Raw genomic sequence first — 12767 nt, 5'->3', positions numbered from 1 at the left:
GATCCATACTCGACACCACCGCCGACTGCCTGCCGCGCGATGAGTTCCTGGGATCGGTCGGCGCCGACAAGGCCGACGAATGAGCCGGAAACCGCCTCACCCGCCGCCCGGATAGTTCGGGCTTTCGCGGGTGATCTGCACGCCATGGGCGTGGCTCTCGCGCAGGCCCGAATTGGTGATGCGCACGAAGGTCGCCCTTGCGTGCAACTCGTCCAGGTTACGGGCGCCGACATAACCCATCGCCGCGCGCAGGCCGCCGGCAAGCTGGTGCAGCACGCCGCCGACGGGTCCCTTATAGGGCACCTGGCCCTCGATCCCCTCGGGCACCAGCTTCAGCGCGTCGCGCACCTCGGCCTGGAAATAGCGGTCGGCCGAGCCGCGCGCCATCGCGCCGACAGAGCCCATGCCGCGATAGGCCTTGTAGCTGCGCCCCTGGTGCAGATAGACCTCGCCGGGGCTCTCGTCGGTGCCGGCCAGCACCGAGCCGACCATGGCGGCCGAGGCGCCCGCCGCAAGCGCCTTGGCGAGATCGCCCGAAAGCTTGATGCCGCCGTCGGCGATCACCGGCACGCCGTGCTTTTGCGCCTCTTCGGCCGCGCCCAGGACGGCGGCGAGTTGCGGCATGCCGACGCCGGCGACCATGCGCGTGGTGCAGATCGAGCCCGGCCCGATGCCGACCTTGACAGCGTCCGCGCCCGCATCGATCAGCGCTTTCGTGCCGTCCGCCGTCGCCACGTTGCCGGCGATGATGCGCACCGCGTTGGAGCGCTTCTTGACCGCGCCGACCGCTTCGAGCACGCGCGCCGAATGGCCGTGGGCGGTATCGACGACGATCACGTCGACGCCGGCGCCGATCAGCCTGTCGGCCCGTTCGAGCGCGTCCGCGCCGACGCTGACGGCCGCGCCCACGCGCAGCCGGCCGGCCGCGTCCTTGGCCGCGTGCGGGTTGAGCTGGGCCTTCTCCATGTCCTTGACGGTGATCAGGCCGACGCAGAAGCGCCTGCCGTCGACGACGAGCAGCTTTTCGATCCTGTGCTTGTGCAAAAGCCGCTTGGCCTCGTCCTGGGCGACGTTCTCGCGCACGGTGACCAGGTTCTCGCGCGTCATCAGTTCGTGCACTTTCTGGTGCGGATCGGAGGCAAAGCGCACGTCGCGATTGGTCAGGATGCCGACCAGGAGCCCCGGCCTCTGGCTGCCGATGCCGCCATCCTCGACGACCGGAATGCCGGAGATACGGTGCGCGCGCATCAGCGCCTTGGCGTCGGCGAGCGTGGCGTCCGGCCCGATCACCACCGGGTTGACCACCATGCCGCTCTCGAACTTCTTGACCTGGCGCACCTCCTCGGCCTGCTCCTCGGGATTGAGGTTGCGGTGGACGATGCCGATGCCGCCGGCTTGCGCCATGGCGATGGCAAGCCGCGATTCGGTGACCGTGTCCATCGCCGCCGACAGGATCGGCAGCGACAGTTCGATGTCCCGGGCGATCATGGTGCCTATGTCGGTTTCGGCGGGCAGAACCTCCGAGGCGCCCGGCTGCAAGAGCACGTCGTCGAAGGTCAGCGCATAGGCGCCGCTTGCCGATTCAATGATTCTTGCCATCGCCTGTTCCCGCCTGTCGGAGCGCTCCGGGCCGTCGCCCGGTCACGTAGGCCGTCGCCCGTACCACGGCGCGCGCGATGGCAAAAGGGCCGGTGGCGGGATTGACGCCGCTTTCATCCTTAAATGACTATATTCCTGGTTTTATGGGTGTTTCACAGAGGTCTGAACAGGCCGCCCAGGGCTTCGCCGCCATCGGTTCGGAGCCACGGATCGAGGCGCTGCCGCTCCTGGTCGAGACCGGTCAGGTGTCGTCTCGCAGGCCGCGAAAGTCCTTTGCCAGAAGATAGAGTTCGACCGATTCGGCGCGGCTCGCGCCGGGCTTGACGTGGACCACCTTGCCGAAATGGGCCTTGAGCCGGTCGAGCAGCGCCTTTTCCGTGCCGCCCTGGAACGTCTTGGCGAGGAAATGGCCGCCTGGCTTCAGCACCCCGATGGCGAAGTCCGCCGCCACCTCGACCAGATGCATGGTGCGCATGTGGTCGGTCCGGCGATGGCCGACGGTGGGCGCCGCCATGTCCGACAGGACAATATCGGGGGCGCCGCCCAGCGCCTCCATCAGCGCGGCCGGCGCGTCGTCGTCGAGAAAGTCCTTTTCCAGGATCGCAACGCCGGGGATCGGGTCCATGCCGAGAAAATCGATTGCCGCGATCAGCGGCGTGTCCGGCGTCGAACCGGTGCGGTCCATGGCGACCTGGCACCAGCCGCCGGGCGCCGCGCCCAGATCGATCACGCGGGCGCCCTTGGAGAGGATTGCGTGCCTGTCGTCGATCTCGATCAGCGTGTAGGCCGCGCGCGAGCGCATGCCCTCGCGCCTGGCCCTTTGAACATAGGGATCGTTGAGCTGGCGCTCGATCCAGCGGCGCGATGAGGGCTTGAGCTTCTGCTTGCGCCGGACATGCTGATTGATCGAGCGGCCGCCGGGGCGCGCGGGCTTGCGGGCCATGTCAGCGGGCCGGCGTGTGCGGCTTGCCGCGGCCGCCCGGCCGCTCGCGCCTGTGGCGGCCGCGGCGCCATGCGCCGTCGGCGGCCATCATCTCGGTCAGAAGGCCCTCGCGCAAGCCCCGGTCGGCGACGCGCAGGCGGCGCGCCGGCCAGACATTGCGGATCGCCTGCAGGATCGCGCAGCCGGCCAGCACCAGATCGGCACGGTCGCGGCCGATGCAGGGGTTGGCGACGCGTTCGTCGAACGACCAGGACAGACGCTGCCCGTTGATGCGATCGACCTCGTGGTCGGCCATCCACAGCCCGTCCACGCGCCGGCGGTCATAGCGCTTGAGCCCCAGATGGATGCCCGCCAGCGTGGTGACGGTGCCCGAGGTGCCGATCAGGTGGAAGGCGTCGTCGCGCTGGCGGCCGCGCTGCCTGTGCTGGCCGGCAAAGGCGCACAGCAGTTCCTCGGCGTGGGCGACCATGGCGGCAAAGGACGCCTGGTCCACATGGGTGCCGCCGAAGCGCTCGGCCAGGGTGACGACGCCGATCGGAAGCGACGTCCAGGCGACGATGCTGTCGGACAGGTCGCGCCCGCCGCCCCGGTGGAGCTCGATCACGGCGATCTCCGAGGATCCTCCGCCAATGTCGAACAGAACCGTCGAGCGCGCCGACCGGTCAACGAGCGATCCGCAGCCGGCAACGGCAAGGCGCGCTTCGGTCTCGCGATCCACGACCTCCAGCTTCAGGCCGGTCTCGCGGCGAACCCTTTCAAGGAACGCCGTGCCGTTGCCGGCCGACCGGCACGCCTCGGTCGCGATCAGGCGGGTGCGTTCGACCGGCCGCGCGATCAGCTTGTCGCGGCAGACGGCAAGCGCCTCGACCGCGCGATCCATTGCCGCCTCGGACAGAAGGCCCGTCGCGCTCAGACCCTCGCCGAGCCGGACGATGCGCGAGAAGGCATCGACGACGCGAAAGGCGCCGGGGCGGCCGGGGACGGCGACCAGCAGCCGGCAATTGTTGGTGCCAAGGTCAAGGGCGGCGTAGGCGCGCCGGGCGCGCGATGGATCGGCGACCGCCGGCGCCCTCGGGCGTCCCTTGCCGGCATCGGGCTCTTTGGGGGCGGAAACGCCCGGCCGAGACCTGCCCGCCTCGGGCCGGATGCCCCGCACGCGATGGCCGTCGCCGCTTGCCTGCGCCGGTGTCGGCTTTTCGGCCGGAGACGGGGCGGCCCCTGCCGCAGAACGGCGCCGGCGCCGGCGACCGCGCTTGGAGGGCCGCTTGGCGAAGACGGAATGGCCGGGGCCCGTGCCGGGAGACGACGTGCCTTCGGGCCGGCCGGTCGCCTCGGCCGCGCCGGGGGCGTCCCGTCCGGGTTCGGCGTCGCCATCGCCACATATGGGGCGACCTGTTTGGGACACGCGCGTGTCCTGTCCAGGCATCGTCACACCGTCTTCCCCGCGCGGCGCGGCCTTTGCGGCGCAGCACGCGCGCATTTTGCAGTTGCCCGGACGGTATCAGCGATGGCGCCAATCGCAAAGGCAAAAAGCGCCGGCGCGATTGCATCGACCGCCCGAACCCCATATATGCGCGGTCGCCCGGCGGGCTCACGAAACCCCGCTACCGGCGCATTGGGGAATAGGTTAACGGTAGACCCGCGGACTCTGACTCCGTTAGTCCTGGTTCGAATCCAGGTTCCCCAGCCAGCCCGGCGCTTGGTATCGCTTCCTGTTTAGGCGCAAGGATCAAGGGGATCGAGCCGCCGCGCGTGTTAGAGCTTGTTGATCGGCACCGTCAGCATCGGATTGCCATCGGCGTCCCGCGGCACCTCGCCGGCGCGCATGTTCACCTGTAGCGAGGGGATGATCAGCCTGGGCATGGCGAGCGTGGCGTCGCGCGCGGTGCGCATCGCAACGAACGCATCGCGAGCCCTGCCGCCGCCGACATGGATATTGTGCGCCTTTTCGTCGGCGACGGTCGTCTCCCATCTTATCTCGCGGCCGTTCGGGCCGTAATCGTGGCACATGAAAAGGCGCATCGCATCGGGCAGCGCCAGCACGCGCTGGATCGAATCGTAAAGGGTGCCCGCATCGCCGCCGGGGAAATCGGCCCGCGCCGAGCCGCCATCGGGCATGAACAGCGTGTCGCCGACGAACGCCGCATCGCCGATCACATGGGTCTGGCAAGCCGGCGTGTGGCCGGGCGTGGCCATCACATGGGCCGTCATCGCGCCGATCGTGTAGCTGTCGCCGTCGACGAACAGACGATCGAACTGGCTGCCGTCGCGCTGGAACGCGGTGCCCTCGTTGAACACCTTGCCGAACGTGTCCTGCACGACGATGATCTTCTCGCCGATGCCGGTCCTGCCGCCGAGCCTGTCCTGAAGGTAAGGTGCCGCCGACAGATGGTCGGCATGGACATGGGTCTCGATGATCCATTCGACGACAAGGCCGTTCCCCTCGACATGCCCGATGATCGCATCGGCGCTTTCATAGGACAGCCGGCCGGCGGCATAGTCGATGTCGAGCACCGAATCGAAGATCGCGCAGGCGTTCGAGTTCGGATCCCCGACCACATAGGAGATCGTGTTGGTCTGCGGGTCGAAAAAAGCTTCGACCCGGGGGACGACGCTGGTCTCCGGTTGGAACGGCAATGTCATGACGATGCTCCTTTCGGCGCCTCAGGCGGAGGCCGGCTTTCCGAGGGATTTGTTCGGGATCGCGCGTGCCGGCCAGCACCCCGCCCGCAAGCGACGCAACCGGGGTGAATTCGGTCGCCACCGCGTGTTCCTTCCTGCCGATCGCGTTCCGGAGCCCCTCGCCGGCACGCAGCTTGTATCTGGGTGCGCTGACAGTTACATTCCGAGATTCGAATATTCAAGAGGTTTTATATGATGAATATCGACGACCTCGATCCGCACCTTGCCGAAGCGGCGAAGCTGATGGAAATGCTGTCGCAGCCAGTGCGGCTGCGCATCCTTTGCGCGCTCTCCGAAAGGGCCTGGAGCGTCGTGAAGCTGGCAGGCGCGGTCAATCTATCGCAGCCTGCCATGTCGCACCATCTGCGCAAGCTGCGCGAGGCGGGTCTCGTCAAGACCGAGCGCGATGCCCAGACGATCCATTATTCGCTCAACGGGCGCGAAGTGACCGAGGTCCTGGCGGTTCTGCACGACCTTTACTGCCCGCGCGGGATCGAGGCGGGCACCGGACCCCGGGCGCGAAAGGCCGGCATCGACGCCTGACCGCAACCGGACCGCCGGCCCGGTCAATGCGCCGGGTTGGTCTCGGCCAGCTTCGCCCAGAAGCTGATCCCGGCGGGAATGATCTGGTCGTTGAAATCATATGCGGGATGGTGCAGCCCGGCGCTGTCGCCATTGCCGATCAGGATCATCGCGCCCGGCCGTGCGTTGAGCATGTAGGAGAAGTCCTCGCCGCCCATCATCGCCCTGATGTCGGTGGGCACCGTTCCCGCGCCGGTGATCGCCTCGGCCGCCTCGGCGGCGATCCCGGTCTCGACCTCGTGATTGACGGTCACCGGATAGCCGCGCTTCCAGACGACATGGGCTTCGGCCCCGTGCGCCTCGCAGACCGAACGGGCGACGGCGTGAAGCCGCTTCTCGGCCAGTTTGCGAACATCCTCGTCGAGCGTGCGGACCGTGCCGGCGATCAGCGCGGTTTCAGGGATCACATTATGGGCCGTGCCGGCCTGGAACTTGGTCGCCGAGACGACGATGGAGTCCAGCGGGTCGGCGTTGCGCGCCGCAATCGCCTGCAGGGTCGTGACGAGTTGCGCGCCCGTCACGATCGGATCGATCGTCCGGTGCGGCATGGCCGCATGGCCGCCCTTGCCGGCGATCGTGATCGTGAATTCGTCCGTCGCCGCGCACAGCGGTCCCGGGCGGATCGCGAACGCGCCGGGCGCCACGCCGGGCATGTTGTGCATGCCGTAGACGCGGTCGATGCCGAACCGCTCCATGAGCCCGTCCTTGACCATCTCGTCGCCGCCGCCGCCACCCTCCTCGGCCGGCTGGAAGATCACCACGACGGTGCCGGCGAAATTGCGCGTCTCGGCGAGGTATCTGGCCGCGCCCAGCAGCATCGCGGTGTGCCCGTCATGGCCGCAGGCATGCATGCGGCCCGGAACGGTCGACCTGTGGGGCGCATCGGTCGCCTCGGTGATCGGCAGCGCGTCCATGTCGGCGCGCATGCCGATCGTCTCGCCGGCGCCCCTATTGCCCCTGATGACCCCGACGACGCCGGTCCGTCCGAGCCCGGTTGCGATCTCGTCGCATCCGAAGGCGCGCAGCTTGTCGGCGACGAAGGCCGCCGTCTCGTGCACGTCGAACATGAGCTCGGGATGGGCGTGCAGATGGCGACGCCAAGCGCTGACTTCGCCCTGCAGTTCGGCGGCTCGGTTCAAAAGGGCCATCTTCGGTGCGCCTCCGCATGGTTCGGTTTGGGAACTGCGTCCTTTATAGCGCGGCCGTCGCGGCCATGTCATCAATTGGCGGTTGTCAGGCGCGCCGGCTTCTGTTTGATGGCATCGCAGCCGATTGTTCAAACCCGTGGTCCGGCCCGACGATGCGATGACGAGATGTGCCCGCCATGCCCGGCGCGGTGTCCGTGCCCTTGCCGCGCTCGGCGCGGCGCTGGCCCTTGCGGCCCCGGCGGCCGCCGGGCCGGCGCTTCTGTTCGAGGTCGAGACGGGGCGCGTGCTGCACGCCGACCGGGCGCACGATCTGTGGAGCCCCGCTTCGCTGACCAAGCTGATGACCGCCTATGTCGCCTTCCGGGCGATCGAGGCGGGCGAACTGACGCTGAAGGCGCCGGTTCGCGTGACCGGAAACGCCGCGTCCACCCCGCCGGGCCGGATGGGCTATCCGCCCGGCTCGGTCATGACCGTGGACAACGCGCTCAAGATGATCATCGTCCGCTCGGCGAACGACGTTTCGGTGGCGCTCGGCGAGGCCGTGGCCGGCAGCGAGGCCGCGTTCGTCGCGCGCATGAATGCCGAGGCCGCCCGTCTCGGCATGGCCGACACCCGCTTCGCCAACCCGCACGGCCTGCACGATGCGGCACAGCACACCACCGCGCGCGACATGGCCGTGCTGACGCAGGCGCTGCGGCGCGAGTTCCGCCACTTCAACGGCTATTTCCAGACCGAGGCGATCGCCTTCGGCGAGGACCGGCTGATCCCATCCTACAATCTGCTGCTCGGCCGGTTCGCGGGAGCCGACGGCATGAAGACCGGCTTCGTCTGCGCCTCCGGCTTCAACCTGGTCGCGACCGCGACACGCGGCGGCCGCACCATGGCCGCCGTGGTCATGGGCACGCACAGCCAGAAGGAGCGCGCCGAAAAGAGCGCCGCCCTGCTTGAGAAGGGCTTTGCCGAAAGCGCGTCCGGCGAGGCGCCGGGCCTCGATGCCGTGCCGGGGCCCGCCGACGCGGACGGCGTGCCGGCCGATCTCGGATCCGTCGTCTGCACCGACCAGGCCCGCGCCGCGCGCTGGGACGGCCGGGACGTCGACGGCAACATCGTTTTCGACACCGCGCTGATCGGCACGCTCGACCGCATGCCGCGCGCGGTCCGCGTCGGCCTGGGCGGCGCCGAGGGCGACAGCCGCACGGCGGTCGTCGTCGGCAATGAGGTGCTGGACGCCTTCCCGGTGCCGCTTGCGCGCCCGCAAAGGCCGTCGCTGGCCAGCGAAACCGAGATGGACGGATACAGACCGAAACCCGGTCTGGAGGTGCCCGTTCCCGCCGCGCGTCCCCAAAGCGGCTGAACGCGACCGCCGGCCTTTCGCATCAAGCCCGCTCGATCAGAAAGCGGTGGCCGTCGCCGACCGTCTCGGTCGCGATCAGCGCATGGCCCTTCTCGCGGCAGAAATTGGGAATGTCGATCACCGCCAAGGGATCGGACGTGCGCACCCAGAGCCGGTCGCCGGCGCGCAGGGAACGCAGCCGTTTGCGCGTCTTGAGCACCGGCAGCGGGCAATTGAGCCCGCGCAGGTCATATTCCTCGATCCCCGCGCCCGCCTCCATGCCGCTATCGCGGCCGCGCGGCCGGAACGATGGCCGTCAGCAGGTTCGCGCCGTCGGGCCCGTCGGGCAGGGATTGGAGCGTGGGCACCGGTGCCGCCGGCGGCGCGGCGATGGCCGGATTTGCGGCGCGATGGGCCTCCCGCGCCTGACGCATGATCTCCTCGTGCGTCAGCGGTTCGACCGAGCCGCGTGGCATGAGCATGTCCATCATGCCTTCCTGAAGGCTCTGCGGCCCGTCCTCAAGGCGCGCGACCGCCTGCTCGAACCGCAGCGCGTGATGCTCCTGGAGCTTGCCGTAGGCCAGCGCCAGCGGCTCGGGCATTGCCATGGCCGGGCACTGCGCCTGCGGGTCGAAGCCGCCATCCTCGGGGATCTGGTTGAACACGTAGCGCCGGTCGCAGACATCGACCTTGGGCGGCGTGCGGGTCAGTTCGAAATGGTCATAGCCGGACTTCAGCATCTGCCAGTAGGACAAATGCGGGCTGTCGCGGTGCCTGGCCATGTTCTCGGGCGTCATGCGGAACGGGAACGCCTGCACCTGGAAGGCGTCCTGCCGCCCGCCTTGCAGCGCCTCGCGCGCGAACGCGTAGATCTCGGTCATCTGCGCGTCCGTCATCGCATAGCAACCGCGCGAGGAGCAGTCGCCATGCACCATCAGGAACGATCCCGTGCGGCCGTGCGAACGGTCGAACGCGTTGGGAAAGCCCAGGTTGAAGGCCAGATGGTAGCTCGAGTTGGGGTTGAGCAGGCGGCGGTTGACGAAATAGAAGCCCTCCGGCGCCTGGCGGTCCCCTTCCTGGAACTTGGGCCCCTTGGCGCCCGAATAGGCGCAGATCTCGTAGCTCTTGACCAGATCGTAGACGCCCGTGCCGGTCTGCTTCCAGACCTCAAGCACCTCCTCCTTCTTGAAGATGCGGATCATGATGGGCGATGACTTGGTCATGCCCTTGGCGTCCATGATGTTGCGCACGTCACGCGGCAGGGGTGCCTCCGCCGCGATGTTGAGCACATCGCTGCCCTTGCAGGCGCTCAGGGCAATGGCGGCCGACAGCGCCAATGCGGTGAAAGCCGAATGCGCTCGCATTGTGGGTGTCCCCGAACTCCGCTTCCGATCAGGCCATTATCGTTGACGAACGGTTACCGCAAGATTGAGAGGCCCTCATCACGATCATGTCAGCGGACCGCCGCGATCCAGCCCTCAAACGATAGACAGGAATGCGGCAAGGCGATGGCGGAACCATGGCGTGACCGGACCGCATCGGTCAGTGCCGAAAATGGCGGACGCCGGTGAACACCATGGCGATGTCGTTGGCGTCGGCGGCGGCGATCACCTCCTCGTCGCGGATCGAGCCGCCGGGCTGGACGATCGCGCGCGCGCCGGCGTCGGCGGCCGCCAGCAGCCCGTCGGCGAACGGGAAGAAAGCGTCCGAGGCGACGACCGATCCCGCCGTGCGCGGCTCGTCGAGACCGAGCGCCTCGGCGGCCTCGCGCGCCTTGCCGGCGGCGATGCGGCTTGCATCGATCCGGCTCATCTGGCCGGCGCCGATCCCGACCGTCGCGCCGTCGCGCGCATAGACGATGGCGTTGGACTTGACGTGCTTGGCGACCCGGAAGGCAAAGCGCAAATCGGCCATCTCGCGCGCATCGGGCGCCCGCCTGGTGACGACGCGCAGTTCCATCGCGTCCACGACGGCATTGTCGCGGCCCTGCTTGAGGAAGCCGCCCGCGACGGGCCTGACCGTCGAGCCGGGCGCGCCGGGATCGGCCAGCGCGCCGGTTTCCAGAAGGCGGATGCCGGGCTTTGCCGCGAACGCGGCGCGGGCGCCGGGGGTCACGGCGGGCGCGATCACCACCTCGGTGAACACGGACAGAACAAGGCGCGCCGTCTCCTCGTCGAGCGCCCGGTTGACCGCGACGATGCCGCCGAAGGCCGAGGTCCGGTCGCAGTCGAGGGCGGCCCGGTAGGCATCGCGCAGCGTATCGCCCAGGGCAACGCCGCAGGGATTGGCGTGCTTGACGATGGCCACCGCCGCCGTTGCGGGATCGAACTCGCTGACCAGTTCGAACGCGGCGTCGGTGTCGTTGATGTTGTTGTAGGAAAGGGCCTTTCCCTGGATCTGCTCGGCCGTCGCCGCGCCGGGCCGTGCCTCGCCGGTCAGGTAGAGCGCCGCCGCCTGGTGCGGGTTCTCGCCGTAGCGCAGCGTGGCCGCGCGCGCGCCGCCCAGCGCGTCGTGCCGGCCAAGCGGTTCGGCCCGGAGCGCCCGTTCCATCCAGCCGGCGATCGCCGCGTCGTAGCCGGCCGTGCGCTTGAACGCCTTGGCGGCGAGCGAGCGGCGGAACGCAAGCCCGGTCGTGCCCTCGCCCTGCGCAAGCTCTTCGAGCAGCGCGCCATAGTCGCAAGGGTCTGTCACCACCGCCACGTGGCCGGCATTCTTGGCGGCCGCGCGGACCATGGCCGGGCCGCCAATATCGATGTTCTCGATCACCGTGGCGATGTCGGCGTCGCCCGCCGCCACCCGCTCGAACGGATACAGGTCGACGACCGCCAGATCGAACCCCTCGATCCCGTGCTCGGCCATCGCCGCCCGGTGATCGGGATCGTTGCGCACCGCGAGCAGGCCGCCATGCACCTTCGGATGCAGCGTCTTGACCCGGCCGTCCATGATTTCGGGGAAGCCGGTCACCTGGGATATCTCGCGCACCGCGAGCCCGGCCTCGCACAGCGCGCGCCGCGTGCCGCCGGTCGACACCAGCGCGACGCCGCGCTCGCAAAGCGTGCGGGCGAACGCGACCAGCCCCGTCTTGTCGGACACCGAGATCAGCGCGCGGCGCAGGGCGAGGCGGTCGGGCGGTGCGATCATCTTGGAAGACATGGCCATGGGTCGGGCTCCGGCAGGGCAACGGCCCCGTGCCTATCACGCCCGGCGCGCGGCTGCCCACCGCCACGCGCCTTTGGAGCGCGCAAGCCACAGCAAATGCGGCCGTCAGCCGGTGAGCCGCTCGAAACGCCAGCTCACGCGCCCGACCTCCGGCCAGGCGATGGTGACGAGGATCTGCGCGGTCGGCGTCGGCCCGGCGACCGCCGCCAGATAGAGGCTTTCCTCGATCGAGGCCGGCGCCCCGACGGCCCGGAACGCCCAGCGCTCGCCATCGACGTGCAGAAGAAACGTGTTGTCCGCGCCGGCGGCCTCGACACGCACCGCCGGGTGCAGATGAAAGCGCAACCGCGCCTCGACGGGACCGGCGCTGCGGGGCGAGGGCGCGCGCAGCGCATCGAAGCCGTCCACCCGCCGCCCGTCCGGCCGAAGCGCGATGCCGCGCTCATGAATGAGGCCGAACGGCCTGAGATAGCCGTCATGGCTGGCGATGAAGCCTGCCATGTCCCCGTTCTTCCATTCATCGACCTTGATCGGCCTTGGCCGCATCGTCGGCCGCCACCGCGAACCGCGCGGCGCGCCGGCGAACGATCGAAACCGCGCCGACGAGATATCGCCGATCGACACGGTCGAGTGCGCGGCCGTGGCACGCGCGATGGGTCCGTATTCGGGCCGCCGCAACTGGTCGATGCCCAGATTGACGATGATCCTGCTGCGCCGCGACGACATTTCGAACGCCAGCGCGCTGGCATGGCAGGCCGTGCCGTCTATGCCGGCCGGGATCGTGCCCGCATCGGCGATGACCACCGTCCCTTCGCCCTCCAGCCTGTAGAAGCCGCTCTGGACCGCATGCGGCCCGGTCTTTCCTTCGGTCTGGTCGAGCCTGAGCACGGCGGCGATGAGGTCGGGTGTCGAATAGCCGGCACCGTGGAAGAGGGCCAGATGGCCGTCGGCATGGCGCATCGCGCGCAGCCTTGGAAACATGCGATCGACGGCGCGCACCAGTTCGGTGGGAACGGCGCGCGATGCGGCGAGATAGCACTGCGCGAGCGGCAGCAGGTCGGCGAGCAGCTCCGGCAGGTGCGCCGGATTGCGGCTCACATGGCCGCCATCGGGGAGAATCTGCCGCTTGAGCTGGGCTTCCAGTTGGTGCGCCGTGCGCTGACGGCGCCGTTCGGTCGTCGGCAGGGCCAGCGAGGCGATGGCCAGCGCGATCAGCGCCTGTAGCGTGTCCAGGCTCTGGGGCTGGGCACGCAGCGCCTTGCGCATGAAGCGCACCTGCCGCGACAGCGACGCCATGAACCGCCGATAGAAGCCGTGATCG

11 protein-coding genes and 1 tRNA gene are annotated in these 12767 nt (G+C 69.0%); 3 read left to right on the top strand and 9 right to left on the bottom strand.

The features are described 5' to 3' along the window. Positions 1–96 precede the first annotated feature (96 nt). From guaB to AC5E6L_RS04985, 3 genes are all read right to left on the bottom strand, one after another. On the bottom strand, positions 97–1599 hold the full coding sequence (gene guaB / locus AC5E6L_RS04995; protein ID WP_491229194.1) for an IMP dehydrogenase: 1503 nt from the start codon (positions 1597–1599) through the stop codon (positions 97–99). A 241-nt stretch (positions 1600–1840) separates the two neighbouring features. Beyond that, the gene (locus AC5E6L_RS04990) at positions 1841–2542 is read right to left on the bottom strand and encodes an RlmE family RNA methyltransferase (protein ID WP_491771669.1); all 702 of its coding nucleotides are present in this window, start codon (positions 2540–2542) and stop codon (positions 1841–1843) included. A 1-nt stretch (position 2543) separates the two neighbouring features. After that, on the bottom strand, positions 2544–4022 hold the full coding sequence (locus tag AC5E6L_RS04985; RefSeq protein ID WP_491771667.1) for a Ppx/GppA phosphatase family protein: 1479 nt from the start codon (positions 4020–4022) through the stop codon (positions 2544–2546). Between the two features lie 136 nt (positions 4023–4158). On the opposite strand from AC5E6L_RS04985, the gene AC5E6L_RS04980 reads away from it, so the two are divergent. After that, a tRNA-Gln gene (locus tag AC5E6L_RS04980) sits at positions 4159–4232 on the top strand. Between the two features lie 65 nt (positions 4233–4297). Here AC5E6L_RS04980 and AC5E6L_RS04975 read toward each other — a convergent pair. Then, on the bottom strand, positions 4298–5185 hold the full coding sequence (locus tag AC5E6L_RS04975) for an MBL fold metallo-hydrolase (RefSeq protein WP_491771665.1): 888 nt from the start codon (positions 5183–5185) through the stop codon (positions 4298–4300). Between the two features lie 231 nt (positions 5186–5416). Here AC5E6L_RS04975 and AC5E6L_RS04970 point away from each other — a divergent pair, with 231 nt between their 5' ends. After that, positions 5417–5767 (top strand): ArsR/SmtB family transcription factor, encoded by a 351-nt coding sequence (locus AC5E6L_RS04970; RefSeq protein ID WP_491771663.1) that lies wholly within the window; start codon positions 5417–5419, stop codon positions 5765–5767. 23 nt (positions 5768–5790) lie between these two features. On the opposite strand, the gene AC5E6L_RS04965 is transcribed toward AC5E6L_RS04970, so the two are convergent. Next, on the bottom strand, positions 5791–6954 hold the full coding sequence (locus AC5E6L_RS04965; RefSeq protein WP_491771661.1) for a M20 aminoacylase family protein: 1164 nt from the start codon (positions 6952–6954) through the stop codon (positions 5791–5793). 157 nt (positions 6955–7111) lie between these two features. On the opposite strand from AC5E6L_RS04965, the gene AC5E6L_RS04960 reads away from it, so the two are divergent. Beyond that, a complete protein-coding gene (locus AC5E6L_RS04960) occupies positions 7112–8308 on the top strand; it encodes a D-alanyl-D-alanine carboxypeptidase family protein (RefSeq protein WP_491229202.1) in 1197 nt (398 codons plus the stop codon). Between the two features lie 22 nt (positions 8309–8330). On the opposite strand, the gene AC5E6L_RS04955 is transcribed toward AC5E6L_RS04960, so the two are convergent. From AC5E6L_RS04955 to AC5E6L_RS04940, 4 genes are all read right to left on the bottom strand, one after another. Then, on the bottom strand, positions 8331–8567 hold the full coding sequence (locus AC5E6L_RS04955; protein ID WP_491229200.1) for a sulfurtransferase TusA family protein: 237 nt from the start codon (positions 8565–8567) through the stop codon (positions 8331–8333). 4 nt (positions 8568–8571) lie between these two features. Next, a complete protein-coding gene (locus AC5E6L_RS04950) occupies positions 8572–9651 on the bottom strand; it encodes a L,D-transpeptidase family protein (protein ID WP_491229201.1) in 1080 nt (359 codons plus the stop codon). Positions 9652–9829: 178 nt separating this feature from the next. Continuing rightward, positions 9830–11446: a bifunctional phosphoribosylaminoimidazolecarboxamide formyltransferase/IMP cyclohydrolase gene (gene purH / locus AC5E6L_RS04945; protein ID WP_491771658.1), complete on the bottom strand. Its 1617-nt coding sequence runs from the start codon at positions 11444–11446 to the stop codon at positions 9830–9832. Between the two features lie 105 nt (positions 11447–11551). Further along, on the bottom strand, positions 11552–12767 hold a 1216-nt coding region (locus AC5E6L_RS04940), incomplete at its 5' end, for a heparinase II/III family protein (RefSeq protein ID WP_491771656.1).

The organism is Roseitalea sp. (assembly GCF_984466335.1).
The sequence above is the reverse complement of the archived record's forward strand: the minus strand, read 5'-3'. Positions and strand labels throughout refer to the sequence as shown.

Bases quoted from the DNA above. Each gene is read 5' to 3' on its own strand.
- AC5E6L_RS04950 (WP_491229201.1), bottom strand. From the start codon at position 9,651: ATGCGAGCGCATTCGGCTTTCACCGCATTGGCGCTGTCGGCCGCCATT.
- AC5E6L_RS04965 (WP_491771661.1), bottom strand. From the start codon at position 6,954: ATGGCCCTTTTGAACCGAGCCGCCGAACTGCAGGGCGAAGTCAGCGCT.
- purH (WP_491771658.1), bottom strand. From the start codon at position 11,446: ATGGCCATGTCTTCCAAGATGATCGCACCGCCCGACCGCCTCGCCCTG.
- AC5E6L_RS04960 (WP_491229202.1), top strand. From the start codon at position 7,112: ATGACGAGATGTGCCCGCCATGCCCGGCGCGGTGTCCGTGCCCTTGCC.
- AC5E6L_RS04955 (WP_491229200.1), bottom strand. From the start codon at position 8,567: ATGGAGGCGGGCGCGGGGATCGAGGAATATGACCTGCGCGGGCTCAAT.
- AC5E6L_RS04970 (WP_491771663.1), top strand. From the start codon at position 5,417: ATGATGAATATCGACGACCTCGATCCGCACCTTGCCGAAGCGGCGAAG.
- AC5E6L_RS04975 (WP_491771665.1), bottom strand. From the start codon at position 5,185: ATGACATTGCCGTTCCAACCGGAGACCAGCGTCGTCCCCCGGGTCGAA.
- AC5E6L_RS04990 (WP_491771669.1), bottom strand. From the start codon at position 2,542: ATGGCCCGCAAGCCCGCGCGCCCCGGCGGCCGCTCGATCAATCAGCAT.
- guaB (WP_491229194.1), bottom strand. From the start codon at position 1,599: ATGGCAAGAATCATTGAATCGGCAAGCGGCGCCTATGCGCTGACCTTC.
- AC5E6L_RS04985 (WP_491771667.1), bottom strand. From the start codon at position 4,022: ATGCGCGCGTGCTGCGCCGCAAAGGCCGCGCCGCGCGGGGAAGACGGT.